The sequence below is a fragment of the Pseudomonadota bacterium genome (assembly GCA_039028155.1).
GTDB lineage: Bacteria > Pseudomonadota > Alphaproteobacteria > SP197 > SP197 > JANQGO01.
The window spans coordinates 1-23,996 of sequence record JBCCIS010000048.1; the positions used below are offsets into that span (position 1 = coordinate 1).

Sequence of the window (23,996 nt, forward strand, 5' to 3'; positions counted from 1 at the left end):
CGATGTCAGCGCGTCGGCCAGGATTGCCGGCACGTCGTCCGCGCCGGCGACAGTCACGGCGGTCGGCAGATCGCGCGCGACATCGGCGGCGAAGGACGGGCCGCTCAAGGCGGCGATGCGTGCCTCAGGCAATTCGTCGGCGGCAATGCCGGTCATCAGTTCGCCGGTCGCCAGCTCGATCCCCTTCGTGCAGACGCAGGCGATGGCGCCTGGCTTCAGCGCGCCGGCGAGTCCGTGGGCGACGGTGCGGAAGTGGGCAGACGGCATGACCAGCAGCACGATGTCGCGCTCGGCCAGCCCGCTCAAATCGGCGGTTGCCCGGATGGCGGGATCCAGCGCGATGCCGGGCAGGAAGACGGGGTTCTCGTGATCGTCATTAATCGACGCGACGGTGTCGGCCTCATGGGCCCACAGAAGAACATCGCACCCGGCGCGCCGTGCGTTGATGGCGAGCGCCGTGCCCCAGGCGCCGCCGCCGACAATGCCGATCGAGCCGGTCATGCTTTCGCTCCGGCCGCCGACGCCGCGTCGGGATCCAGCGGCCAGCGGGCCCGTGCCGGGATGTCCAGCGCATCGATGTCACCCAGGCGAAGGCGCTCCAGGCCGGCCCAGGCGATCATCACCGCGTTGTCGGTGCACAACCGCGGCGGCGGCGCGACCAAGGTCATCGCATGCGCCGCGGCAGTCGTCTCCAGGGCTTGGCGCAGCGCCTTGTTGGCCGCTACGCCGCCGGCGACGACCAGGGTCGATGCGCCCGGATGGATGGCGTGGAACATCTGGATCGCGTTTGCCGTCCGGTCGGTAATGGTGTCGACAACCGCCTGTTGGAACGAGGCGGCGAGGTCGGCGCGGTCACCATCGTTCATGGCTTCTTCCGCCTCCATGACATGGCGCACGGCGGTCTTCAGACCGGAGAACGAGAAGTCGCAGCCGTCCCGGCCCAGCATCGGACGCGGAAGAGAAAAGCGTTTTGAATCAGCGCTTTGTGCTGCCTTTTCAACCGCCGGGCCGCCGGGAAAGCCGAGGCCCAACAGCTTGGCCGTCTTATCGAAGGCCTCGCCGACCGCATCGTCCACGGTGGTGCCCAGACGCTGGTAGCGGCCGACGCCATCGACGATTAGAAGCTGGCAATGGCCGCCGGAGATCAGCAGCAGGAGATAGGGAAAGTCGACGCCGTCGGTCAGGCGCGCGGTCAACGCGTGGCCTTCCAGATGGTTGACGGCGACCAACGGCAGGTGGTGGGCCGCGGCGATCGCCTTGGCCTCCATCAGTCCGACGATGACGCCACCGATCAGGCCCGGTCCGGCGGTGACCGCGATGGCGTCGAGGTCGGACCAGGCGAGCTTTGCCTCATCCATCGCCCGCCCGATCAGGGGGTCCAGGTGATCGATATGGCTGCGCGCGGCAATCTCCGGCACCACGCCGCCATAGGGCGCATGCTCGTCGATCTGTGACAACACGAGATCGGCCAGAACATCGCCTTCGTCATTGACGACGGCGACCGCCGTCTCGTCGCAACTCGTCTCGATACCCAACACGTTCATGGCGCCAATGTAGGGTGCCGGGCCTGCCTTGCCTACCGCCGGGGCGGCGATCTCCGCTGTCGACATGGCGGCACCAGGAGCCTAAAGCTTGGCGCCATGACGGCGATCAAACTCGGCACGCGCGGCAGCAAGCTGGCGCTCTGGCAGGCCCATGCGGCGCGTGATGCGCTGATGGCCGCTTTTCCGGACGATCCGGAGCCGGAGATCGCCGTCATCAAGACAACCGGGGACCGGGTGCGTGACCGCCCGTTGTCGGAGATCGGCGGCAAGGGCCTCTTCACCAAGGAGATCGACAAAGCGTTGTTCGAGGGCCGCATCGATGCGGCGGTACACTCCATGAAGGATGTCGAGACCTGGCTTACCGACGGTACGGCGCTGGTCTCGTTCCTGCCGCGTGAAGACCCGCGCGAGGCCTTTCTTTCCACATCCGCGACATCGCTCGACGGCTTGCCCCAGGGCGCCAGCGTCGGCACCGCGTCGATCCGGCGGACCGCGCAAGTGCTGGCGCGCCGGCCGGATCTGGAAATCGTCATGCTGCGCGGCAACGTGGACACGCGTCTCGCCAAGCTGCAGGCCGGCGAGATGGCCGCGACCCTGCTGGCGATCGCCGGTCTGAAACGCCTGGGCCGCGACAGCGAAGCAGCCGCGGTCCTCGATCCCGCCGACATGCTGCCCGCCGCCGGCCAGGGTGCGATCGGGTTTGTCTGCCGCGCCGACGACACGCGGACGCGCGAGCGGCTTGAGGCCATCAACGACATCGCCGCCGCATCCGAGGTAACCGCCGAACGCGCGGTGCTGGCCAGGCTCGACGGCTCATGCCACACGCCGATCGCCGCGCTCGCCCGCGTCAATGGCGAGAGCCTCCATCTCGACGCCATGGTGCTCTCGACGGACGGCCGCCAGCAGATCGCCGCCGCGTCGGCGGGGCCGCTGAGCGACCCCGCCGGCCTCGGCGACGCGCTCGGCCAGGACCTGCTGGAGCAGGGCGCGCGGGCTCTCCTGGCTGGCACCTAGATGCGCCTACTCGTCACGCGCCCCGAAGCAGACGCCCGGGCGTTTGCCGAAAGGCTCGCCGAACGTGGTGTCGAGAGCGTCATCGCACCGGTCATGACCGTGGTCTTCGACGACCACCTGGATGTCGGCCTCGACGGCGTGCAGGCTGTGCTCCTGACCAGCGCCAATGGCGCCCGGGCCCTGGCGCGCTGCACCGAACGGCGGGATCTCAGCGTTGTGGCCGTTGGGCCGGCCACGGCCGAGGAGGCGCGAGAGCTTGGGTTCGGCTCGGTCGCGACCGCCGGCGGCGATGTCGAGAAACTGGCGGATCTCGCGATTGAGCGCCTACGCCCTGCCGCCGGACCCTTGCTGCACGTCGCGGGCAGTGTGACGGCGGGCGATCTCGCGGGACGGCTGAAAACGGCGGGTTTTGCCGTGGAACGCGCAGTTGCCTACAGGGCGCAGGTGTTTGCCAGCTTGCCGGCGGCAGCCCATGAGGCACTTACCCACGATGCCGTCCAGGGCGCGGTATTTTTCTCGCCGCGTACGGTGGCCGTCTTTGTTAAGCTGGCCCGCGCGGCGGGTGTCGAGGACCGGCTTCAGGGGCTTCAGGCCTTCTGTTTGAGCCAGGCTGTCGCCGAAGCGAGCCAATCGGCCGCTTGGCGGGAGGTTCTCGTTGCCGCGCAACCTGACGGCGGGGCGCTGATCGATCTGATATGCTCTGCCCTGACCGACTAACTGACGGGCGCAAGCCATGCAGGACAAGGACAAGAAGACCGACAAGCCTGAGGCAGACGACATCAAACCTGATGATGACGCGCCCGGCTCGGTCAAGCCCGATACAGACGACGGAACGCCGGCGGATCAATCGGATATCCAGGTTGACGGCGATGATGCGGTCGACCCCGAGACGATGACCGATGTAACGGATGTCGCGGAGGAAACCGACGGCAAGGCGGACGAGGCCACCGACGAAGCCGAGCAGACCGACGAGACAGCGACGACCGACGGAACATTGAACAACGACGCGGAGCCTGTGGCGCAGGAGCCGCCGCCTGAGCATAAGCGCGGCTCATCGTTTGGCGGCATTCTTGGCATTATCGTGCTGGTGGTGATCGTGGCCGGTGCCGTCGCGTGGTTCGGGCCGCGCCTGTTCCCGAACGAGGCGGCGACGCTGAGTTCCGACGTTGAACAGAAGCTCGCCGAACTTGAAGCCGATGTCGGCAATCTGGGCGGCCTCGGCGATCGTGTCTCAAAACTTGAGAACGATGTGTCGTCGGCTGTCTCATCGACTGACGCGTCCAGCGATCTCACGGATCAGGTCAGCGATCTCGGCGACCGCGTTACCGAGCTGGAGACGACGGCGAGTACAGCGTCGACCACGACATCCGGCACGACATCGGGCACCGGCGATACGCCTGATATCTCGGCGCTGGAGGATCAGGTCAAGAAGCTGGAAGCCTCCGTCGCCGCCCTGTCGTCGGCATCCACCAGCCAAGGCACGGGCGACGACGGCGCGCTCAGCCAATCGGTGACGGCGCTGCAGCAGCAGGTCGAGGCGACGTCCCAGGCGGTCAGCGATCTGAAGGACCAGATCGCCAAGCTCGATACGCTTTCCGGCGATGTCACGACCCTCTCCGGTGATGTCACCAGCCTGACCAGCCAGGTTAATCAGCTGGCGGGACGCAGTGTCGACCCGAAGGCGGCCTTTGTTGTCGCCGTCGGCCAGTTGCGCGAGGCGGCGATGAGCTCGGGCGCGTTCGATCAGCAGCTTTCGGCGGCCAGCGCCGTCGCGCCCGATGACAGCGACGCGAAGGCGGCGCTCGCCAAGCTTGAGCCATTGGCCGCGACCGGCGTCCCGTCGATCGCAAGCCTGCAGGCCGATTTCGGCGCGACCGCCGATGCGGTGGTGGCGGCGTCGCATGCCGGCGGCGGCTGGATCGATCAGACCTTGTCGAGTCTGGAGGGACTGGTGTCGATCCGCAGGGTCGGCAGTAATGTCGAAGGGGATACGCCGGAGGCGCTGGTCGCCCGCGCCGAGGCCGCGCTCGATGCCGGCGACCTCAGCACCGCGGTCAACGACGTGTCGAGCCTGACCGGCGATGCGGCGACCGCCGCTGCCGACTGGCTCGCCCAGGCGCGTGACCGGCTGGATGTCGATCAGGCGGTTCAGACCTTGAGCGAGCGCGCCTCCGCGCTCGTCACCGGCGCCACCGAGAGCGGCAGCTAAGCCATGCGGCGTCTGGTTTTCTATGTGCTCGGCCTGGCGATCTTGATCGCCATCGCGGTCTGGCTCGCTGACCGTCCTGGCAATGTCGAAATTCAATGGGGCGACTATCTGATCACCACCTCCGTGGCGGTTCTGGTCCTGATCATCGCCATCTTGGCCGTGGTCGTCGCGATCCTCTATCGCGGGTGGATTTGGCTCAAGAAAGGGCCGGGACGGTGGCGCAAGTCGCTGCACCAGAATCGTCGAGAGAGAGGGTACGAATCACTGACGCGCGGCCTGGTGGCGCTTGCCGCTGGCGATTCCAGCGAGGCCCGGCGCTACGCGCGGCGCGCCGACGATATGCTCGACCGGCCGCCGCTGACCCTGCTGTTGTCGGCGCAGGCGGCCCAGCTGGACGGCGATGACAAGGCGGCGACCGAGACCTTTGAGGCCATGTTGGAGCGCCCGGAAACCGAGTTCCTTGGGCTGCGCGGCCTGATGGTCGAGGCGCTACGGCGCGGCGACTATGAGGCGGCCCGGGAGTACGCTCGGCGCGCCCACCAACTGCGCCCCGATGCCGCCTGGGCGGCCGAGGCTTTGTTCGAGTTGGAGACCCGCGACGGCGATTGGCAGGCAGCGCAGCGCACGCTTGAATCGGCCGTCGATCGGCGCGCCGTGGGCAAGCCCGTCAGCAAGCGGCGGCGCGCCGTCGTGCTGGTCGAGCGCGCGCGCGCGGCGCTTAAGGATCTCAAGCGGTCGGAGGCCATCAAGTTCGCCCGCGAGGCCCATGCCGAGGCGCCGGAGTTGGTGCCCGCCGCGATCCTGCTCGCCGACCTTCTGGTCGACGAGCAGAAGTTCAGACCGGCGGCGAAGACCCTTGAGCAGACCTGGGCCGTCGATCCGCATCCCGATCTGGCAAAGGCCTACCGGCGTGCCGCACGGGATGAAGATGCCATTGCCACCTATCGGCGCATGGAAAAGCTAGTCAAGGCGGCGCCGAATTCGGTCGAGTCGCACGTGGCGTCAGCCCGTGCGGCGCTCGATGCCGGGCTGACCGGCGAAGCTCGGCGGCACCTGGACGACGCGGCCAAGATCGAGATGAGCCACAGAATCGCCCAGCTCTACGTCGCGCTGGAGGAGAAAGAGGGCAACGACGACGCGGCCCAGGAGTGGTTGCGCAAGGCGGCCGATGCGGACGTCGACAAAGGTTGGCAATGCGAGCGCTGCGGCCATGTCGCGGACACGTGGGCGCCGGTTTGCCCGCACTGCGGCACCTTCGATTCCCTCGCCTGGACCAAGCCGCATGCCGTCGCACCAGCCGTCACAGGCCGCGCTTTGACCCCTTTGGCGTCATAATTCGGCCCTAGCGTAGGGCCATTCAAACGACCCCCATCGACCCTCAGGAGGCGCTCGCCATGCGCACACTCTCCGTAGTCGCCTGTTTCGTTCTGTTGCTCGCGGCGCCCGCCGTCGCGCGCGCTGCTGATGAGGACCTGACGCTGAAACGCGCGGTGCTGTCGACCGGTGGCGTCGGCTACTTCGAATACGAGGCCACGGTCGATGGTGACCAGACGCTGCGCTTCGATGTCCGGCTCGATCAGGTCGATGACGTCTTGAAGAGCCTGGTGGTGTTCGATGGCGCCGGCGGCGTGGGCTCCGTCAGCTTGCCCGGCCGCGCCGGGCTCGCCGACCTGTTCCGCGACCTGCCGTTCGACGGCGCGGCCCTGCAGTCCCCGGCGACTTTGTTGCGCGCGCTGACCGGCTCGGAGGTCACCATCGAGGGTCCGTCGCGGATATCCGGAAGGATCTTGAGCGTCGTGCCGGAAGTCACGCAGTTGGATGACGGCACCACCATCACGCGTCACCGGCTGACCGTTATGGGCGAGGACGGTCTGGCCCAGGCGATCCTGGAAGACGCCAACGAGATCACGTTCGCCGATGCCGAGCTTGAGGAGCAGATCGCCGATGCACTCGCCGATCTCGCCCAGCACCGGGTGCAGGACCGCCGCACGCTGGAGGTCAAGGTCTCCGGCGAGGGCGAGCGCCTGGTCCGCGTCGGCTATGTGGTCGAAGCGCCGCTTTGGAAGACCAGCTACCGCCTCGCCCTGGGCGATGACGGCAAGGCGCTGCTCCAGGGTTGGGCGGTCTTGGAGAACATGAGCGGTCAGGACTGGGAGGCCGTCGACCTGACACTGGTCAGCGGCAATCCCGTCACGTTCCGGCAGGCGCTTTATCAGGCCTATTACGTGGCGCGTCCTGAAGTGCCGGTCGACGTTGCCGGCCAAGTCTTGCCGCCGGTTGATAGCGGCACTGTCGGTGGCCGGGCCCGCACCGAGGAGGCAGAAGCCGACTTTGGTGCCGCCGTCTATGCCGCTGAGGAGATGATGCTGGAGTCGGCCGTCATGGCCGATGTTGCCGTGCCGGCGCCTGTCGAGGAACCCGGCTATGCGACCCTTACGGCGGCGACATCAGAGGATGCGGCCACCCAGGTCGTCTTCCGTGTCCCGCAGCCCGTTACCGTCGATCGCGGCCAGTCGTTGATGGTGCCGCTGGTCGACCAGGACGTCGACGTCGCGCACGTCGCGCTTTATTCGCCGAACGTCCAGGCGCGTCATCCGCTGGCGGCGGTCGAGTTGACCAATAACACCGCCATCGGTCTGCCGCCTGGTGTCGTCACGATCTACGAGAAGTCAACGGTCAGCGGCGGTGAGACCTTTGTTGGCGACGCGCGGCTGCCCGCGCTGCAGGCCGGCGACAGCCGTCTGATCGCCTACGCGGTCGACCAGAAGACCTTGATCGATCGCGAGAACGACTACACCGCAACCATTTCCCGCGCGACCATCGATCGCGGCGTGCTGCACGTCTCCCATACGCAGACGCAAACCACGACCTACACCATCGAGGCGCCGGTAGGCGAAGCGCGAGAGGTCATTCTGGAGCACCCGCGCGTTTTCGGCTGGGACCTCGTCTCGCCGTCCGGCGATGTCGAGAAGACCGACACCGCCTATCGCATTCCGGTCAGCGTGCCGGCCGGGCAGACGGTCACGATGAAGGTCGTCATGGAGCAGCCCCAGGCAGAAAGCCTCAATCTCCTGACCATGGCCGATCCGCAGGTCGTCTATTTCGCTGAAGACAGCGAGATCCCCGCTGACGTGCGCGATGCCTTCAAACGTCTGGCCGAACTGAAGGGCGCGGTCGGCGAAACCGAACGCAAGATCGCCGAGACCGAACGGGAACGCCAGGTGCTCCTGGAGGAGCAGGAGAGGTTGCGCGACAACCTGGACACGGTGCCGCGCGAAAGTGATCTCCACACCCGCTATATGAACAAGCTCGGCGAGCAGGAAGACGCCATCGAAAGCTTGTTGCTGACGATGGACGATTTGCGCAACGAGCTGACGGCTCGTCGCAAGGCGCTCACCGACTATGTCAAGGGCCTGACGATATAGGCCCTGCCCGTTGTCGGAAGACGCGTGCACAGCGGCCGACCTTCAGTCTGACGCATTGCGTGGCGTTGGTGCGCCAGCGCTGACAGTTGGCGTTCCGGATAGAGCCGAAGCTTGTTCAGGGCCGATCACGCCACGCGATCGCTTCCCCCCATGTGATCGTCATGAAGGCGTCGGGGTGGGTGGCCCACTCGTCGAATGCGCGCCCTATCTCCTCCATGTCGGCCCGGCTTGCCCAGCCCATCTCCTCGGCAGTGCTCGCGATCTTCGGGCCCGAGAACTCCTCGGTCATGACGGATGAGATCAGTCTGGTGCGTTCGGGTGTCGCCCAGGTTTCGCTGGAGGCCGCACCCGTAGCGCCAACGAAACCTGTTTCGTGCAACAGGCCGCGTAGCCGGCGACCCATGAACGCGTCGCCACCGCAGTGCTCACGATACTTGCGCCAAATCTCATGGCCGGCGGCAAGCCGGCCGTCATCCGGCGAGATGATCGTGCCACCTAAGTCAATGCATCGGATTGCCGCCAGGCCACCGGGTTTCAGCACTCGGTGCATTTCCGCGAGAGCCGGTGAGGGGTCGGACAGGTGCTCGATCATGGCGTGGCTGAACACCGCATCAAATCGCGCGTTCTCAAAAGGAAGGTCGCGTGCATCGCCAACCTCGAATGCGACGTTGGCGCAACCGCGATCAGATGCAAACTTGCGGGCGCGCGTTACCTGGCTTTCCGAGATATCGATCCCGGTGACCGATCCGTTCGTCAGGACATCGGCCAATCCGACGGTAATCGAGCCGGGTCCGCAACCACAGTCCAGGATATCCATGTCAGCATGCAGGTAAGGAGCCAGAAAGGCCGCGTGAACGGCGGCCGTCCGGCTGGCGATAACCTGTTCGGTCAGCGCCCCGTCGTAGTCATGGACGTAAGCGTCAGTCTGGTCTGGGTTCACGGTCGTCTTTTGCACTCACTTGCTCCGGCATGTCGCAACGGGACCAAGACGTAACTCGCTCACGCTGGAACACCTGCCTCGGATCGTGTTCTTGGCCCATCGTGAGGTCGATGATGCTCGGTCATCGCGTGACGCCGGTAAATGGCAAAAGCATCACCGCTGCGCTTCTCAAGCCTGGTGACCGGCTCACATGACCAGGTGAGCTTTGTCTGAAGGTTCCATCCGAGCACGATCCACTTTACCCTCCCGCACGCTAGAGATGTGACGGGAAGGCGGTATGGCGGTCGACGGTAAGGCTGATCTGGTTCTCAAAGGTGGCCGCGTGTGGTGCGGTCTGGACCTGGGCGCGGCCGAGGCGCTTGCGGTGAAGGACGGCCGTGTCATGGCGGCTGGCCTCGAAAGCGAGATAGAGGTGCTTGTCGGCCCGGCGACCGAGGTGATCGACCTGCGCGGCAGGCTCGCCATGCCGGGGTTCTACGATGCTCACATGCATTTGATGTCCTTGGGCCGCGCCGCCCAGCACATCAATCTGCGGGCATCCGAGGTCAACACGCTCGACGGCCTGCTCGAACGCGTCGCCGCGCGGGCCGCTCAGACGCCGCCCGGCGATTGGTTCGAGGGGCGCGGCTACGACCACACGGTGTTTGCCGAGAGCCGGCATCCCCAACGCCACGAACTCGACCAGGTGGCGCCCGACAATCCGGTCTGGCTCGGCCGCTGTTGTGGCCATATGGGGGTCGCCAATTCGGCGGCGCTCAAGCTCGCCGGCATCGACCGCGATACGCCGCAGCCTGATGGCGGCGTGATCGAGAAGGTCAACGGCGAGCCGACCGGCCTGCTTCAGGAACGCGCCCAGGTGCTTGTCAGATCGAAGATCCCGACGCCGTCTCTGGAAGATCTGATGGCGGCGGTCCAGTCGGCAGGCGAGCGATGCCTTTCCTATGGTATCACCTCGGTCATGGACGCGTGTGTCGGTGCCCATGGCGGCTGGCGCGATGTCGAGGCTTACGAGGAAGCCGCCGCAACGGGGCGCTTGCCCGTGCGCATGTACATGGGCATAGCCGGCGGACCGGACGGTATCGCCGATCAGGCCTATGCCAAGGGCCGTCTGACCGGCACCGGCAACGGGCGGTTGACGGTCGGTCCGATAAAATTCTTCACCGACGGCAGCGCTGGCGGCTGTACCGCCGCCATGCGCAAGCCCTATTCGAACGGCGCCGACGGGGTCCTGATCCTGGAAGACCGCGATCTCGACGACATGGTCGCGCACTATCACGACCGCGGCTATCAGATCGCGATCCACGCGATCGGCGATGCGGCGGTCGACCAGACCATTCAGGCGCTTGACCGCGCGCTCGCACGACTGCCGCGCGACAATCACCGGCACCGTATCGAACACTGCGGCTGGGTCGACGACGCGAACATCCAGCGCATGATCGACCTTGGCCTGACGCCGGCGCCACAACCAATCTTCATGCGCGACTTCGGTGACAGCTACCTCAACGTACTCGGCGAAGAACGCTCGGCCTGGGCGTACCCCATGGCGCATTGGCAACGTGTCGGCCTCAAACCGGCCATGAGCTCTGATACGCCGGTGTCTGACGTTAACCCGTTCGTCAATCTCTATGCGGCGCTTACCCGCGAAACATCGTCGGGTCATGTCATCGGCGGCGATCAGGCGCTGACGCTCGAAGAGGCGCTCAGCGCCTATACGGAGAACGGCGCGCACGCGGGCTTTGCCGAGAACCACCGCGGCCGATTGTCGACCGGCATGGCGGCCGACATCGCCATCGTCGACCGGGATATCTTCGAGCGCCCGGCAGAAGAACTGTTCGAGACAGAGGTCGACGGCACCTTGATGGACGGCGCCTTCGTCTTCGATCGGCACCAGGAGTTCCGCTAACCCCCTTCACCCAATCAGGAAAGACGTTCCGCCGCCCATGAACCCCAACGTCACGACCTTCTTCGACCCGCGCACATCGTCGCTCACCTATGTCGTCGCCGAGCCGGACGGCCCGGCCTGTGCGATTATTGATTCAGTGCTGGACTATGATGCGCCGTCCGGCCACACCGCGACCGAAAGCGCCGACAAACTCATCGCCTTTGTCGAGGCGGAGGGTTTGAAGGTCGCGTGGATCCTCGACACCCATACCCACGCCGATCACATGACGGCGATGGCTTACCTGAAGGACCGCTTTGGCGCGCTGACCGGCATCGGCGCCGGCGTCGCGCAGGTGCAAGGCAACTTCGTCAAGCTCTACGACATCGCCGACCAAGTGACGGCCGACGGTAGCCAGTTCGACCATCTGTTCGCCGATAACGAGACGTTCATGATCGGCGCCATGCAGGCGCGCGTCATGGCGACACCCGGCCACACACCGGGCTGCATCACCTATGTGATCGGCGATGCCGCATTTATTGGCGACACGATGTTCATGCCCGACAGTGGCACGGCGCGCTGCGACTTTCCTGATGGCGATGCGGCAGAGCTATACGCTTCGATCCGCCGCATCCTTGAACTGCCAGCGGAGACCCGTTTGTTCGTCTGCCACGACTATCAGCCCAACGGGCGCGAGCTCGCCTATGAAGCCAGCGTCGCCGACCACCGCCGTGAGAACATCCACGTCAATGACACGATTGACGAGGCCGGGTTCGTCACCATGCGCACGACCCGCGACGCGACGCTCTCGGCGCCCGCGCTGATCCTGCCGGCGGTGCAGGTCAACATTCGCGCCGGCCACGTGCCGGCGCCGGAAGCCAACGGCGTCTCCTATCTCAAGATCCCCATCGACACGTTCTGACGAAAGGCAGGTCGTGGGTAATTCCGAACATGGCTTTCGCGCGAAGCTGGAACGCCATCAACCGGACCTGCCGATCTATCTGATGGTGCCGGCGGATGTCGTCTCTTCGTTGGGGGCCGCCGCGACATTTGTTGTCGAGGTCTCGGTCAACGCCATCGCGATTGGTCGTCGCTCAATCAAACCTTGGGGCGACGGACAGCGCTGGTTCATGGAACTGACCAAACCGCAATGCGGCCGGCTGAGGGTGGACGAGGGCGACGAGGTTGATGTGACGGTCTCGGATGCACCGCAGACGCCGCCAGCACTGGAAGCGGCGTTGGCGGAAAACAAGTTGGCAGACCGCTGGGCCAGAATGAACGCGTCTGACCGCCGGATGATCTCCGAACATATCTTCGACGCCAAGAAAGACGCGACCAGAGCCGCGCGCGTCGATCGCACGATCGCGAAGCTTCAGGAGAGCAGCTAACCGCCGCGCGTCGCCTTGTGGTGCGCGACGAAGTGGGGCGGGTAATCGTGCTTCTCGATGGTGATGTCGAGGAGAAAGGGAACACCCTTCTTGTTTGCCGCAACCGCGCGTTGAAGCGCCGGCTCGACATCGCCGGGGTCCTCGACATGTTCGCTTTCGCAGCCCTGGGCCGCCGCGATCGCCGTGAGGTCGGCGCCGACCAGGAAGTTGGTCGCGACCTCCTGTTTACCGGTCAGCACCTGGGAATACTGCGGCCAGCCGAAGGCCTTGTTGTTTAGGACGACCCAGGTCACGCCAAGCTTCTGTTCGGCGGCGGTGGCAAGCTCCATCATCGCCATCTGCATGGCGCCGTCGCCGGTGACGCAGACGATGTTCTTGTCGGGGGCTGAGAGCTTGGCGCCGATGGTCCCGATCACGCCCATGCCCATGGCCGTCTGCTCGCCCATGGGGATCGAACAGCCGGCATCGAGGACCTTGTAGTAGGGCCAGTAGTAGGACCACAGGTCCGCGCCGCCGTTCTCGTGCACGATGACGGTCTCCTTGCCAAAGACCCGATTCAGCGCCTGCATGACTTGCCGTGTGCGGATCGGCGTTCTCGGTTCTGCGCTGTCCGCTTCGGTCTCTGCCAGATAGGTAGCGCGCGACGTCTCGACCGCCGTGACGCGGGCCTCGCGTCGGTCTCGATCGATTGACGGTAGGGCGGCCAGGATGTCCGCCAGGCCAAGCGCCGCGTCACCGGCAAGCGCGATGTCCGGGCGTTTGTTGAGCGCGATCGCCTCCGGCGCGATGTCGAGCTGGATGTGTTGGACGCCGTCCGGCCAGTAGCGCCAGCCGCCGGTCGAAAAATCCTCAAGCCGCGTGCCGATGGTGAAGAAGAGATCGGCGTTGTCGTGATAGGCCTTGCCGGCCTCCGTGAAGTAAAGGCCGGTCTGGCCGAGCGACAGGGGATGGTCCTCGGCGATGATGCCGCGTCCGCCCGGCGTCGTCATGACGGGCGCGCCCAGGGTCTCGGCAAGCGTTTGGACCTGATCGAAGGCGCCCGACGATACCGCGCCGCTGCCGCACCAGATCAGCGGGCGCTTCGCTTCGGCGAGCACCGAGGCCGCAGCCGCGACGTCCGACCCGTCGGGTCGGCTCAGGTGGCGGCCGAGCGCCTTCTGATAGGCCGGCATGGCAACGGGTTTGAGGCCGATATCCGACGGCACCTCGATGAACACCGGCCCGGGCCTGCCGTTCACCGCGACGTCGAAGGCGCGCGCGATAACCCAAGGGGTCGTTAGGGGATCTGTGATGCGCACCGCCCACTTGGTCACCGGCTTCAAATGCGCGATGGCGTCAAGCTCCTGGAACGCGCCCTGGCCGTCACTTCCCAGCGGTACGCCGTTGGCAAGCGCGATCACCGGCAGCGACGCCGAATGGGCTTCCAAAAGGCCCGTCGCCAGGTTGGTGATGCCGGGCCCCGGGTTGCCAAAGCAGATCTCCGGGCGGCCGGTCAGGCGCGCGGCGGCAAAGGCGCAGGCGACGCCGGAGTGCTCGTGGCGGGTCAGGACGATGTCTATGCCCGTATGCTCGGCAATATCGGCGACCAGATGCAGGGGGTTGCCGGGCATGCCGTAGAGCCGCTCGACCCCTTCGGCGGCCAGCGCCTCGGCGATCGCCTGCCACGGGCTCTTGTTTTCCATCGTTCCCTCTCCGACCGGTTGTGGGACGCAAGCCTAGAGCAGACCGTCCGCCGGGGGCACCCGCCGAGACGTTTCACCGCCCCATTGACGCCCGGGAAGCGAAACACTAGCTTCCGCGCCCATCAACGCACGGGTTCGCCGAAGTAGCTCAGTGGTAGAGCAACTGATTCGTAATCAGTAGGTCGGGAGTTCGAATCTCCCCTTCGGCACCATTCTTCGACCCCGTGAAAAGATGCCGCGCCTCAAAAGTCCTCGGCGCCGTGTTGTGCTAGACAGCCGGATCCAGCCTGCTGACAGATCGAGATAGAGACCACGCTCGGAAGACCGCAGGAACCGTTCGACTATGGTAGCGTCCATCTTGGCAGGTGTCGGTTTCTCGGCGCTTCTCGTGACCGTCTCCTATGGCGTCTATCATCGCCTGCTCGGCCCGGGTCGGCCCATTCGGTACTACGACCTCGCGTTGACTGCTGCGGCCGTATTCCTTCTGGCGATCCTCTCGGAGATTGTTGTCAATGCGGTCTACCAGTGGTTGGTCGGCGCGTTGCTATGGGAGTACCGCGTTCTGCCGCTGCATGATCGAAGCGTTTCCGCTTTAGGCATCTTGATTTGGCCAGCCTTTGGCTGCCACGTTTATCTCATCCAGCGAGTCCAGGACCATCGTTTGCCACCGCTTTTGCGAAGCACATTTGGCAAGGCTTTGATCCTCGGCCTGGAAGCGCCCTTGGTGTGGGAAGTGGCCGGCAATCTCTATTTCCTGGTCACACTCCGGCAGTACTACGCCTACTACAATCCGCCCGACCTCTGGCATCTCACGTCGATCCAGGTCGTGCCGATATACATCGTCACGATTTATGCCGGCCTGCTGGTGTTGCAGGCGCTTCAGCGTATGGGGCGGCACCGGGCCTTGCCGGTGGTCTTGTTTCTTGCCGGTATTGGACTTGTTGTCTTGGGCTGAGTCGGCTGAGGGCACGAAGCGCGGCAACGGTCCGCCACAGCGGACCAGCCCTTCAGAATGTTCTCAAATGATCGGGCAGCTCGAAGGCGCGTCCGTTCTCGCTCGACGGGAGAGCTGCGAGTTTGGACAGCAGATGGCGCGCAACATACTCGCAGGCATGGGGATGGCGTGACTGTCCCGCGATCGGCAAGCGATACCGACGATTAAGCAGATGGGCCATTTGGAGGGGAAGCACATTCCAGAGCCGGGCTATTCGACTGGCCGTTCCCAATCCCAAGAACGCGCAGTCGTCCTCGCCCATCAGATCGAATGTGATTTGCCGGGGAATGGTGCGCAGGTACCAGGGCAACAGGCTTTCGGTAAAGCGCAGCAGGGACCGCTCCAGCTGGCTGCCGTGCGCGGTCTGCGCCCTCTGGCGCTGCTTCAGAAGCGTAAATAGGTCGCGCGCCTGATCGACATCGTTGGGCAGTAGATCATCGTCAATGCCCAGAAGGTGCCCCACCACGCTCCACGTGTGAATGTAGTCGTCTTGCTGTTGTTTCGTGAGGTCGACGCCCAGTTGCGTCAAGCCGCGTATGATCACGTAAGAAAAGGTCTGCAGCGTCAGGGCCATGACACACTGGTTGATGGGGCTGGTCTCGCCATAGCGCCCGGATATCAGGCGCTTGGCGAGTTGGTGGTGGGACGCTGACGCGTCCGCTGCCTGCCGTTGACGGATGAGGTGTCGGATCGCCGCGTGCATTAGCCTGATCTTGTGAATATCCAGCACGCCCGGCCGTTCGGTGCCGGTAAGACTCCCGGGCGTCATGATCAATATGAAGAACTGCAGCGTTTCGATGATGCGGCGATGCGCATCGTCGTCCATACGGTGAGTCACACCCAGGATGGAAGCGATGTCCCGGCTGATGTAGCACTCTGGCAGGGTCGCGCCGGCCATGACGATATAGGTCGTGAACTGGTGCTCCCGAAACACGTCGGCTGCGTCGTCAATTCGCGCGGTGTCTGCCCAGGACGGAAGTTGCGCGGCGTTGGCGTTCTCGAAGTAAGCATGAAGCTCGGCCAGAAGGGGTGCGGGCAGATCGCACGTCTCCGCCGACAGGCGCGTGATGTCGCTGTACCCCGCACATGCCTGAAGGATGTGGCTCACCGCTCGCAGGCTGTGGGTCTCGAAGATACGGGTGATCAGCGCATCGGCCATCGAGTCGACCGGCCACACATGCTCCAGCTGATCGAGTGTCTCGGCCGTTGGTAGGTGCTGCATCATCGATGAGAATCCAGAACGTGCTTCGCGCGGAAGGGCTGGGAACCAGAGCGGACCCACCACACCCCGCGACAGGCGATGTCCCACATGCGGGCGTCATGCTCAAGCCCGGCCCTTTGTGCTGCGTGCCGGCCTTTGCCTGCCAATGGTGACCGGGAATGATGAACGACAGGGGCATTGGCGGCATGTGCGCTCATCAACACATCGGTTTGCCGAATTAGCCCAGGGCCATCGCAGGTGAATCGTCATCGATAGATCGGGTGCTCGATTCTCCCCTTCGGCACCATCCTCCGCCGCCGCGTGGCCGGCTGCCAGCGGACTTCCCCAACCGTAGAGTTCGCCCTATACCAAAGAGTTAGCCCTTTCGGGGGCGGCGTGATCGCTGTCACAGGGGGTGACGTTTACGCTGTCCGGTATTTGACGTAATCTAAGAAAAATTTCCGGGATGAACAGACATGACAAACCAGTCAGCACCGGCAAAGCCGGGCAAGAAACCGGAGCGCAGTTCGACACCTTATCTTATCGGTATATTTGGCGCTGCCATGACAATACTCATGGTTGTCATGATTGGCTCCATCAAAGACTTAAGAACTGATCTTACCGTTCTTGATTCGTCGTTAATTGTACTTCAGGAAGAGATGGTCGCCAACCGCGTTGCTGTGGTCAGCGAGGTCGCCGGCATCGACGATGACATAACCAGTTCGATAGGCGAGTTGCGGACGGATATCGCCGTCACCAATCAGCAACTCCTGGGCATCGACCTGCATCTGTCGGCCTTGCGCCAGGAGATGACCCCGCCGGCCACGGATTTCTCGCGTGACGCCGAAACGGTCGCGCCGGTCAACAACCGCGGTAACCACGACAAGTAAGCGATGGTCACGCGGGCACGAGAGCGGATCGCAAGCAAATTAGATAGAAGGCGATCTGCTCTAAGGTGTTCGCGATAGCTGACATCACGAGCCCGCTCCCGTACTAGCCGTCGTCCAGCAGGGCGGCGGCTTCTTCGTAGGTGCGCGCGATGCCGGCCTTGAGCGGTATCTGCGCCTGCCAGCCAAGGGCGCTCAGACGTCCGACGTCGAGCAGCTTCCGGGGCGTGCCGTCTGGCTTGTCGCTGTCGTAGACGATTGTTCCCTTGAACCCCGCGATCTCGCCGATCAACGCGGCGAGATCGGCGATCGAGATATCCTTGCCGGTGCCAATGTTGATGATGTCGGGCTCGTCGTAGGTCTTCATCAGGAAAAGACAGGCATCGGCCAAGTCGTCGACGTGGATGAACTCACGCTGCGGCCGGCCGGTACCCCAAACCGTCACTGTCTCGTCGCCGCGCCGGACGGCTTCGTGGAACTTGCGGATCAGGGCCGCCAACACGTGGCTGGTTTCCGGATCATAGTTATCGCCCGGGCCGAACACGTTGGTCGGCTGGGTGCAGATGGCGTTGAAGCCATGCTGCTGGCGATAGGCCTGGCACATCTTGATACCGGCGATCTTGGCGATGGCGTACCACTGGTTGGTCGGCTCCAGGGGGCCGGTCAGGAGATAGTCCTCGCGGATCGGCTGGGCAGCGTCGCGCGGATAGATGCAGGACGAGCCGAGGAACAGCAATTTTTGGGCGCCGCTGCGCCAGGCCGCGTCAATCACGTTGGTCTGGATCGCCAGGTTGTCGCGGATGAAATCGGCGGGATAGCTGTCATTGGCCAGGATGCCGCCGACCTTGGCGGCGGCCAGAAACACGTGGCTCGGCCGTTCGGCCTCGAAGAACGCTCTGACCGCCGCCTGATCGGTCAGATCGAGTTCGCCATGGGTCCGGGTGATCGGTGCGGCATAACCTTCGGCCTCGAGGCGGCGCACGATCGCCTGGCCGACCATGCCGCGATGGCCGGCGACGTAGATACGGGCGTCCTTATCCATGAAGGGCGGTCAGGCCCTCGCCGAGGCCGGCGTCGACCAGGGTGCGTTCGCGTCGTGCCAGTTCGTGGTCGGCCTCGGCCATCATGGCGACCAGGGCGTTGAAGTCGGTCGTCGCGGTCCAGCCCAGCTTTTCCGTGGCCTTGGCAGCGTCGCCTTCCAGATGATCGACTTCGGTAGGGCGCAGATAACGCTCGTCGAATTCGACATGATCCTGCCAATTGAGGCCGGACTGCTCGAAAGCGGCTTCCAGAAAGTCGCGCACTGAATGGGACTGACCGGTCGCGACGACAAAGTCGTCCGGCGTGTTGTGCTGCAGCATGCGCCACATGGCATCGACATAATCGCCGGCGAAACCCCAGTCGCGCCGGGCATCCAGATTGCCGAGGTAAAGCTTGTCCTGAAGGCCTTCGCGAATGCGCCCGACGGCACGCGTGATCTTGCGGGTGACGAAGGTCTCGCCGCGCCTGGGTGACTCGTGGTTGAACAAAATGCCGTTGGCGACGAACAGGCCATAGGCCTCGCGATAGTTCCGCGCGTGCTCATGCGCCGCCACCTTGGCGGTGGCGTAGGGACTGCGCGGCTGGAACGGTGTTGCTTCATTCTGGCGCGGCGGCGCGTCGCCAAACATTTCCGATGATCCCGCCTGGTACATGCGGACATCGCGGCCGGTGCGCGCGACATAATCGCGCAGGCATTCCAACAGCCGCAACGCACCCATGGCGACCACGTCGGCGGTGTATTCGGGCTCGTCGAACGAGACGCGGACATGGGATTGGGCGGCGAGGTTGTAGATCTCGTCCGGCTCCACCGCCTCGATGATCCGGCGCAGCGCGGTGCCGTCGGTCATGTCGCCGTAATGGCCGAACAGGCGCGCTTCCGGGTCGTGGGGGTCGCGGTAAAGGTGCTCGATACGGCCGGTATTGAACATGCTGGCGCGGCGGATGATGCCGTGGACGTCATAACCCTTGGCGATCAGCAATTCGCTGAGGTATGAGCCGTCCTGGCCCGTAATCCCGGTGATAAGAGCGCGGCGTCTACGCTCGGCTTCGGCCATGGTCACATGTCTCCCGGCATTCCCGATACGGGGTCCCCTTGCGAGGCCGATGAACGCTGTTTCCCCGCCCTTGTCAAGCGGTCACCGGGAGAAAGCGCCGGCGATTGCGGGCAGGCCCATGGTGAGGCGCGTCTACCCACCACGGAGGGGGCCGATTGCTCGTCGGCGCCGCAGGACCTATATCTCCCCCTGCTATGCTGCGAACCTTGTTTCGATCGTCAAACAAGGCCGTGGAGCCGACCGCCGCGCCCGCTGATACGGCGATCTACGCGATCGGGGACATTCACGGCTGTCCGGACCTCCTGGACACCCTGCATGGCCGGATCCTCGATCATGCGGCCACGCTGGGGGTTTCGCGCAAGGTCGCCGTCTATCTGGGAGACTATGTCGATCGCGGCCAGGATTCGCGCGGCGTCATCGATATGCTGATCAAGGCACCGCTGCCCGACTTCGAGTGCGTCTTCCTGAAAGGCAACCACGAAGACGCCATGATGAGGTTCCTCACCGACAGCTCCGTCGGTCCAGGATGGATGGGTTTCGGCGGCGATACGACGCTGCTCAGTTACGGCGTCGATTGTCAGAGCCCGCCGGCGGCGCAAGAGGATGTGCTGGGCTTCCTGCAAAACCAGTTCGTGAGGAATCTGCCGACCAGCCACCGCCAGTTCCTGGAGAACCTGGTGCTGAGCCACAGCGAAGGCGACTACTTCTTTGCCCACGCCGGGGTCAGGCCCGGCGTCGCGCTGGACGATCAGCGGCCCGAGGACCTGATCTGGATCCGCGAGGCGTTCCTGGAAAGCCCGCAAGCGTTTGGCAAGATGGTGGTGCACGGTCACTCCATTCGCCTGGAGCCGGAGTTCCGGCCCAACCGCATCGGCATCGATACCGGCGCGGTCTTTACCGGCGTCCTGACCTGCCTGGCGCTATGGGGCGAGGAGCGGGATGTCCTGCAAACCGGCTGACACGCGCGTCTGCGACGATGGCATCTGGCGCGATCTGCGCGTTGAGGCCGGCGGCCTGCGCGATCGGCCTGTCCTGTTTCTGGACCGTGACGGTGTCATTGTCGAGGAAGTGACCTATCTGCATCGTCCGGGCGACGTTCGGCTGATTGATGGTGTCGTCGGCTTGATCACACGGGCATCGCAGGCTGGCGCGGGCGTCGTCGTCGTCACCAATCAATCCGGTGTCGGGCGCGGCCTTTATGGCTGGTCCGATCTGGCGGCGGTCGAGGACGAGATCGCGCGGCAGTTGGGTGACGACAAGGCGGCGGTGCAGGCGGTCTTCGCTTGCCCGTTCCACGCCGACGCCCGTCCGCCCTTTGACTCCGCCGATCACCCCGCACGCAAACCCAATCCCGGCATGCTGTTGATGACGGCGGACCTTTTGGGCGCCGACCTCGCGCGATCGTGGATCATCGGTGACCGCGCGACGGATCTCATGGCCGCCAGCCGGGCTGGTCTGGCGGGCGGCCTGCTGCTGGGCGAAGGGTATGACGAGGGCGAGGCCGAACGCGCCCTGTCCCTGGCCGGTGACCAGTTTCAGGCGCGGCGGATCGAACGCCTGGATGAGGCCGACGAGCACATCGCTTGGTTGGGCGCATCGGCTTGACCGGCTCCCTTCCGGGGTCTATGCGGGAAGCACCGGGAAGGGACAGCGGTTCATGGACATCGAGCGGTTTTTCGACGCCGAGCTGGCGCAGCACAAGGAGGTCGCCGCGGCGACCGGCGCCGAACTAGCCGCGCCGTTCCGGCGTCTGGTCGATATCGCCGTTGCCAGCATCAAGGCCGATGGCAAGCTGCTCTTCTTCGGCAATGGCGGCAGCGCGGCCGACGCCCAGCACCTGGCGACCGAATTGACCGTTCGTTACGTCGACAACCGCACGGCCATCGCCGCGATCGCGCTGACGACTGACACCTCCGCGTTGACCGCAATCGGCAACGACCTGGGTTTCGAATACCTGTTCGCCCGCCAGATCGAAGCGCTTGGCCGCGCCGGCGACGTCGCCATCGGTATCTCGACGTCAGGCCGCAGCGCCAACATCAAACTGGCACTGCGCCAAGCCCAGGACATGGGGTTGACCGCGGCCGCTCTTACAGGTGGTGGCGGTGGTGAATTGGTCGGCCTGGCCGATCCTCTGCTGATGGTGCCGTCGACGGTCACAGCGCGCGTACAGGAGATGCACATCATGCTGGGCCAGATGCTGTGTGGTGCGCTGGAGATCGAACTTGGCTTGGCCGAGGACCCGCACTCGTGATCCTGGTGACGGGCGGTGCCGGTTTCATCGGCTCGAACATTGTCGCGGACCTCACGGCGACGACCAACAGCCCGATCGCGGTCGCCGATTCGGTCAATGACGACCACCGGCGCGCCAACATCGCCAAGCACAATGTCGCAGAGATCGTTGAGCCCGACCAGATCGTGTCGTGGCTGAAGGGCCGCGGCGACCTCGAGGCGATCATCCATATGGGCGCGGTGTCGTCGACGACGGAAACCGACGTCGATCTGATCCTGCGCTCCAATGTGTGGTTGTCGCTTTTCCTGTGGGACTGGTGCGCCGACCATGACGTCCCGTTGATCTACGCCTCGTCGGCCCAGGTTTATGGCGACGGCGAGCAGGGCTTTGTCGACGACGAATCGACGGGCGCGCTAGAGCGGCTCCGGGCGATCACGCCCTATGGCGCCAGCAAGTTGTTGTTCGACCAGTTGGTCATGCGCGAAGTCGGCATGGGCCGCAAGACGCCGCCGCAATGGGCCGGTCTGCGTTTCTTCAACGTCTATGGCCCGAACGAGTACCACAAGGGCGACCAGCGCAGCGTCATCGTCAAGGCCTATCCGGATCTGGCGGCGGGCGGTCCAATGCGGCTCTTCAAATCTTATCGTGACGACTATCCCGATGGCGGTCAGACCCGCGACTTCATCCATGTCGCCGATTGTGTCGATGTCGTCGCGTGGTTGCTTAAGCACTCCGATGTCAGCGGCCTCTTTAACGTCGGAACCGGCCAGGCGCGCACATGGCTGGATTTAGCGCATGCCATGTTTGCCGCGATCGGGCACGAGCCCCGGATCGAGTTCATCGAGATGCCTGATATCCTGCGCGGTTGCTATCAATACGCGACCGAGGCTGACATGACGAAGCTGCGCGATGCCGGCTACACCAAGCCGTTCACCAGTCTTGAAGAAGGTGTTGGCGATTACGTCAAAAACTATCTAGCCGCCGACGGTGCTTACCGATGACGGAAAAGAGCTACATTCTTGGCATCGATCAGGGCACGACCAGTTCGCGCGCGGTCTTGTTCGATGCCGACGCCAGCCCCGTCACCATGTCGCAGATCGAGTTTCCCCAGTACTTTCCCGCCGACGGCTGGGTTGAACATGATCCCAGCGACCTCTGGCAATCGGTCACGGCTGTTTCGCGCCAGGCATTGGAACGCGCAAATGTCGACGCCGCGCAGGTTGCGACCATCGGTATCACCAACCAGCGTGAGACGACGCTGGTGTGGGATCGTAAGTCCGGCAAGGCGATCCATAACGCCATCGTCTGGCAGGACCGGCGCACGGCCGATCGCTGTGCGGCGCTGCACGAAGCCGGCCACAGCCCGCTTGTTAACGACAAGACGGGCCTGGTCATCGACCCTTACTTCTCCGGAACCAAAATCGCGTGGATCCTGGATAACGTGCCGGGCGCGCGCGAAGCAGGCGAACGGGGCGATCTGGCGTTCGGCACCGTCGACTGCTTCCTCATTTGGCGGCTGACTGGCGGCGCGGTGCACGCAACCGACGCGACCAACGCCTCGCGCACCATGCTGTTCAACATTCACGAACAGGCATGGGATGACGAGCTGCTTGAGCTCATCGGCGTGCCGCGCGCCATGTTGCCGGAGGTCAAGGACTCAGCCGACGACTTCGGTACGTCGCTCCCCGATCTTCTGGGCGGTGCCATCGGCATTGGCGGTGTGGCCGGTGACCAGCAGGCCGCAACCGTCGGTCAGGCATGCTTCGAGCCGGGCATGGTCAAGAGCACCTATGGCACCGGCTGTTTTGTCCTCGCCAATACCGGCACGGAGGTCATGACCTCGCAGAACCGGCTGTTGACCACCGTTGCCTATCGGCTGGCGGGCAAGGCCACCTATGCGCTGGAAGGCAGTATCTTTACGGCCGGCGCGGCGGTGCAGTGGATGCGCGACAAGGTCGGCCTGTTCAAGGACGCCAACGAGACGGCCGCGATTGCCGCATCGGTCGAGAATAGCGGCGGTGTCTATCTGGTGCCCGCGTTCACCGGCCTGGGCGCGCCGTTCTGGGATGCGGATGCGCGCGGCGCGCTCTTGGGCCTGACGCGCGATGCCAGCATGGCGCACATCGTGCGCGCCGCGCTTGATGCGGTGTGTTACCAGACCCGCGACTTGATGGGCGCGATGGCGGCCGACGGCGCGGCGCCGGCGGCGCTGCGTGTCGACGGCGGCATGACGGCGAACGACTGGCTGATGCAGAACCTGGCTGACATGCTCGACCTGCCGGTTGAACGCCCGACAATTCCCGAGACGACGGTGCTGGGCGCGTCCTATCTGGCGGGACTGCAGTGCGGCATGTTTGCGTCGCTCGATGACATTGCCGGGCGTTGGCAGCGCGATGCCCGTTATGAGCCCAAGCTTGACCCCGACGAACGCGACCGGCTCTACGACGGCTGGCAGCGTGCCGTCGAACGTGTGCTGACCAAATGATCACCAAGAACATCAACAGGAG

General features: G+C 64.6%; 22 protein-coding genes and 1 tRNA gene. 16 read left to right on the top strand and 7 right to left on the bottom strand.

Annotated features, from left to right (window positions below; genetic code table 11):
• Both AAF563_19990 and tsaD read right to left on the bottom strand, forming a co-directional pair.
• Positions 1-501, bottom strand: a 501-nt coding sequence (locus AAF563_19990; protein MEM7123567.1) for a 2-dehydropantoate 2-reductase N-terminal domain-containing protein, incomplete at its 3' end; no start/stop codon positions are given.
• Positions 498-1,544 (bottom strand): tRNA (adenosine(37)-N6)-threonylcarbamoyltransferase complex transferase subunit TsaD, encoded by a 1,047-nt coding sequence (gene tsaD, locus AAF563_19995; protein MEM7123568.1) that lies wholly within the window; start codon positions 1,542-1,544, stop codon positions 498-500. The genes tsaD and AAF563_19990, both read right to left, overlap by 4 nt.
• A 96-nt stretch (positions 1,545-1,640) precedes the next feature.
• On the opposite strand from tsaD, the gene hemC reads away from it, so the two are divergent.
• From hemC to AAF563_20020, 5 genes are read left to right on the top strand one after another with little or no spacing between them, the layout of a single operon-like run.
• Positions 1,641-2,558: a hydroxymethylbilane synthase gene (gene hemC, locus AAF563_20000; protein MEM7123569.1), complete on the top strand. Its 918-nt coding sequence runs from the start codon at positions 1,641-1,643 to the stop codon at positions 2,556-2,558.
• The gene (locus AAF563_20005) at positions 2,559-3,275 is read left to right on the top strand and encodes a uroporphyrinogen-III synthase (GenBank protein ID MEM7123570.1); all 717 of its coding nucleotides are present in this window, start codon (positions 2,559-2,561) and stop codon (positions 3,273-3,275) included.
• Between the two features lie 16 nt (positions 3,276-3,291).
• Positions 3,292-4,767 carry a mitofilin family membrane protein gene (locus AAF563_20010; GenBank protein ID MEM7123571.1) on the top strand — a complete coding sequence of 492 codons (1,476 nt, stop codon included), beginning with the start codon at positions 3,292-3,294 and terminating at the stop codon, positions 4,765-4,767.
• A gap of 3 nt (positions 4,768-4,770) precedes the next feature.
• Positions 4,771-6,102 carry a heme biosynthesis HemY N-terminal domain-containing protein gene (locus AAF563_20015; GenBank protein MEM7123572.1) on the top strand — a complete coding sequence of 444 codons (1,332 nt, stop codon included), beginning with the start codon at positions 4,771-4,773 and terminating at the stop codon, positions 6,100-6,102.
• Between the two features lie 59 nt (positions 6,103-6,161).
• Complete coding sequence (locus AAF563_20020) at positions 6,162-8,192, top strand: DUF4139 domain-containing protein (protein ID MEM7123573.1); 2,031 nt, start codon at positions 6,162-6,164, stop codon at positions 8,190-8,192.
• 115 nt (positions 8,193-8,307) lie between these two features.
• Here AAF563_20020 and AAF563_20025 read toward each other — a convergent pair whose 3' ends face one another.
• Positions 8,308-9,147, bottom strand: coding sequence for a class I SAM-dependent methyltransferase (locus AAF563_20025; GenBank protein ID MEM7123574.1), 840 nt, complete (start codon positions 9,145-9,147; stop codon positions 8,308-8,310).
• A gap of 262 nt (positions 9,148-9,409) precedes the next feature.
• Between AAF563_20025 and AAF563_20030 the strand changes: the two genes are divergently transcribed.
• From AAF563_20030 to AAF563_20040, 3 genes are read left to right on the top strand one after another with little or no spacing between them, the layout of a single operon-like run.
• Positions 9,410-11,035 carry an amidohydrolase gene (locus AAF563_20030; protein ID MEM7123575.1) on the top strand — a complete coding sequence of 542 codons (1,626 nt, stop codon included), beginning with the start codon at positions 9,410-9,412 and terminating at the stop codon, positions 11,033-11,035.
• 37 nt (positions 11,036-11,072) lie between these two features.
• Positions 11,073-11,933 (top strand): MBL fold metallo-hydrolase, encoded by an 861-nt coding sequence (locus tag AAF563_20035; protein ID MEM7123576.1) that lies wholly within the window; start codon positions 11,073-11,075, stop codon positions 11,931-11,933.
• Between the two features lie 13 nt (positions 11,934-11,946).
• Positions 11,947-12,399: a YdeI/OmpD-associated family protein gene (locus AAF563_20040; protein MEM7123577.1), complete on the top strand. Its 453-nt coding sequence runs from the start codon at positions 11,947-11,949 to the stop codon at positions 12,397-12,399.
• Here AAF563_20040 and AAF563_20045 read toward each other — a convergent pair.
• Positions 12,396-14,081 carry a thiamine pyrophosphate-binding protein gene (locus AAF563_20045; protein MEM7123578.1) on the bottom strand — a complete coding sequence of 562 codons (1,686 nt, stop codon included), beginning with the start codon at positions 14,079-14,081 and terminating at the stop codon, positions 12,396-12,398. The two genes, AAF563_20040 and AAF563_20045, sit on opposite strands and share 4 nt — an antisense overlap.
• Before the next feature lie 137 nt (positions 14,082-14,218).
• Here AAF563_20045 and AAF563_20050 point away from each other — a divergent pair.
• Together AAF563_20050 and AAF563_20055 are read left to right on the top strand one after the other, a co-directional pair.
• A tRNA-Thr gene (locus AAF563_20050) sits at positions 14,219-14,293 on the top strand.
• 131 nt (positions 14,294-14,424) lie between these two features.
• On the top strand, positions 14,425-15,036 hold the full coding sequence (locus tag AAF563_20055) for a hypothetical protein (GenBank protein ID MEM7123579.1): 612 nt from the start codon (positions 14,425-14,427) through the stop codon (positions 15,034-15,036).
• A 52-nt stretch (positions 15,037-15,088) separates the two neighbouring features.
• Here AAF563_20055 and AAF563_20060 read toward each other — a convergent pair whose 3' ends face one another.
• Positions 15,089-16,234, bottom strand: coding sequence for an oxygenase MpaB family protein (locus tag AAF563_20060; GenBank protein ID MEM7123580.1), 1,146 nt, complete (start codon positions 16,232-16,234; stop codon positions 15,089-15,091).
• Positions 16,235-16,752: 518 nt separating this feature from the next.
• Here AAF563_20060 and AAF563_20065 point away from each other — a divergent pair.
• Positions 16,753-17,166: a hypothetical protein gene (locus AAF563_20065; protein MEM7123581.1), complete on the top strand. Its 414-nt coding sequence runs from the start codon at positions 16,753-16,755 to the stop codon at positions 17,164-17,166.
• Positions 17,167-17,269: 103 nt separating this feature from the next.
• Here the strand turns inward: AAF563_20065 and AAF563_20070 are convergent, their stop codons facing one another.
• A complete protein-coding gene (locus tag AAF563_20070) occupies positions 17,270-18,205 on the bottom strand; it encodes a GDP-L-fucose synthase (GenBank protein ID MEM7123582.1) in 936 nt (311 codons plus the stop codon).
• Positions 18,198-19,259 carry a GDP-mannose 4,6-dehydratase gene (gene gmd / locus AAF563_20075; protein MEM7123583.1) on the bottom strand — a complete coding sequence of 354 codons (1,062 nt, stop codon included), beginning with the start codon at positions 19,257-19,259 and terminating at the stop codon, positions 18,198-18,200. The genes AAF563_20070 and gmd overlap by 8 nt, the downstream gene beginning before the upstream one ends.
• A 230-nt stretch (positions 19,260-19,489) precedes the next feature.
• On the opposite strand from gmd, the gene AAF563_20080 reads away from it, so the two are divergent.
• Genes AAF563_20080 through glpK form a run of 5 tightly spaced genes read left to right on the top strand, consistent with a single transcriptional unit; the run spans position 19,490 to position 23,974 of the window.
• Complete coding sequence (locus AAF563_20080; protein MEM7123584.1) at positions 19,490-20,218, top strand: metallophosphoesterase family protein; 729 nt, start codon at positions 19,490-19,492, stop codon at positions 20,216-20,218.
• The gene (locus tag AAF563_20085) at positions 20,199-20,864 is read left to right on the top strand and encodes an HAD-IIIA family hydrolase (GenBank protein ID MEM7123585.1); all 666 of its coding nucleotides are present in this window, start codon (positions 20,199-20,201) and stop codon (positions 20,862-20,864) included. Before AAF563_20080 ends, AAF563_20085 begins: the two co-directional genes overlap by 20 nt.
• Positions 20,865-20,916: 52 nt before the next feature.
• Positions 20,917-21,510: an SIS domain-containing protein gene (locus AAF563_20090; protein MEM7123586.1), complete on the top strand. Its 594-nt coding sequence runs from the start codon at positions 20,917-20,919 to the stop codon at positions 21,508-21,510.
• Positions 21,507-22,490: an ADP-glyceromanno-heptose 6-epimerase gene (rfaD, locus tag AAF563_20095; protein MEM7123587.1), complete on the top strand. Its 984-nt coding sequence runs from the start codon at positions 21,507-21,509 to the stop codon at positions 22,488-22,490. Before AAF563_20090 ends, rfaD begins: the two co-directional genes overlap by 4 nt.
• Positions 22,487-23,974, top strand: coding sequence for a glycerol kinase GlpK (glpK, locus tag AAF563_20100; protein ID MEM7123588.1), 1,488 nt, complete (start codon positions 22,487-22,489; stop codon positions 23,972-23,974). Before rfaD ends, glpK begins: the two co-directional genes overlap by 4 nt.
• Positions 23,975-23,996: the final 22 nt, after the last annotated feature.

Bases quoted from the DNA above. Each gene is read 5' to 3' on its own strand.
- AAF563_20030 (MEM7123575.1), top strand. From the start codon at position 9,410: ATGGCGGTCGACGGTAAGGCTGATCTGGTTCTCAAAGGTGGCCGCGTG.
- AAF563_20035 (MEM7123576.1), top strand. From the start codon at position 11,073: ATGAACCCCAACGTCACGACCTTCTTCGACCCGCGCACATCGTCGCTC.
- AAF563_20055 (MEM7123579.1), top strand. From the start codon at position 14,425: ATGGTAGCGTCCATCTTGGCAGGTGTCGGTTTCTCGGCGCTTCTCGTG.
- AAF563_20085 (MEM7123585.1), top strand. From the start codon at position 20,199: ATGTCCTGCAAACCGGCTGACACGCGCGTCTGCGACGATGGCATCTGG.
- AAF563_20070 (MEM7123582.1), bottom strand. From the start codon at position 18,205: ATGGATAAGGACGCCCGTATCTACGTCGCCGGCCATCGCGGCATGGTC.
- tsaD (MEM7123568.1), bottom strand. From the start codon at position 1,544: ATGAACGTGTTGGGTATCGAGACGAGTTGCGACGAGACGGCGGTCGCC.
- glpK (MEM7123588.1), top strand. From the start codon at position 22,487: ATGACGGAAAAGAGCTACATTCTTGGCATCGATCAGGGCACGACCAGT.
- AAF563_20020 (MEM7123573.1), top strand. From the start codon at position 6,162: ATGCGCACACTCTCCGTAGTCGCCTGTTTCGTTCTGTTGCTCGCGGCG.
- AAF563_20045 (MEM7123578.1), bottom strand. From the start codon at position 14,081: ATGGAAAACAAGAGCCCGTGGCAGGCGATCGCCGAGGCGCTGGCCGCC.
- AAF563_20010 (MEM7123571.1), top strand. From the start codon at position 3,292: ATGCAGGACAAGGACAAGAAGACCGACAAGCCTGAGGCAGACGACATC.
- hemC (MEM7123569.1), top strand. From the start codon at position 1,641: ATGACGGCGATCAAACTCGGCACGCGCGGCAGCAAGCTGGCGCTCTGG.
- AAF563_20005 (MEM7123570.1), top strand. From the start codon at position 2,559: ATGCGCCTACTCGTCACGCGCCCCGAAGCAGACGCCCGGGCGTTTGCC.
- AAF563_20060 (MEM7123580.1), bottom strand. From the start codon at position 16,234: ATGGCCGATGCGCTGATCACCCGTATCTTCGAGACCCACAGCCTGCGA.
- AAF563_20065 (MEM7123581.1), top strand. From the start codon at position 16,753: ATGACAAACCAGTCAGCACCGGCAAAGCCGGGCAAGAAACCGGAGCGC.
- AAF563_20015 (MEM7123572.1), top strand. From the start codon at position 4,771: ATGCGGCGTCTGGTTTTCTATGTGCTCGGCCTGGCGATCTTGATCGCC.
- gmd (MEM7123583.1), bottom strand. From the start codon at position 19,259: ATGGCCGAAGCCGAGCGTAGACGCCGCGCTCTTATCACCGGGATTACG.
- AAF563_20090 (MEM7123586.1), top strand. From the start codon at position 20,917: ATGGACATCGAGCGGTTTTTCGACGCCGAGCTGGCGCAGCACAAGGAG.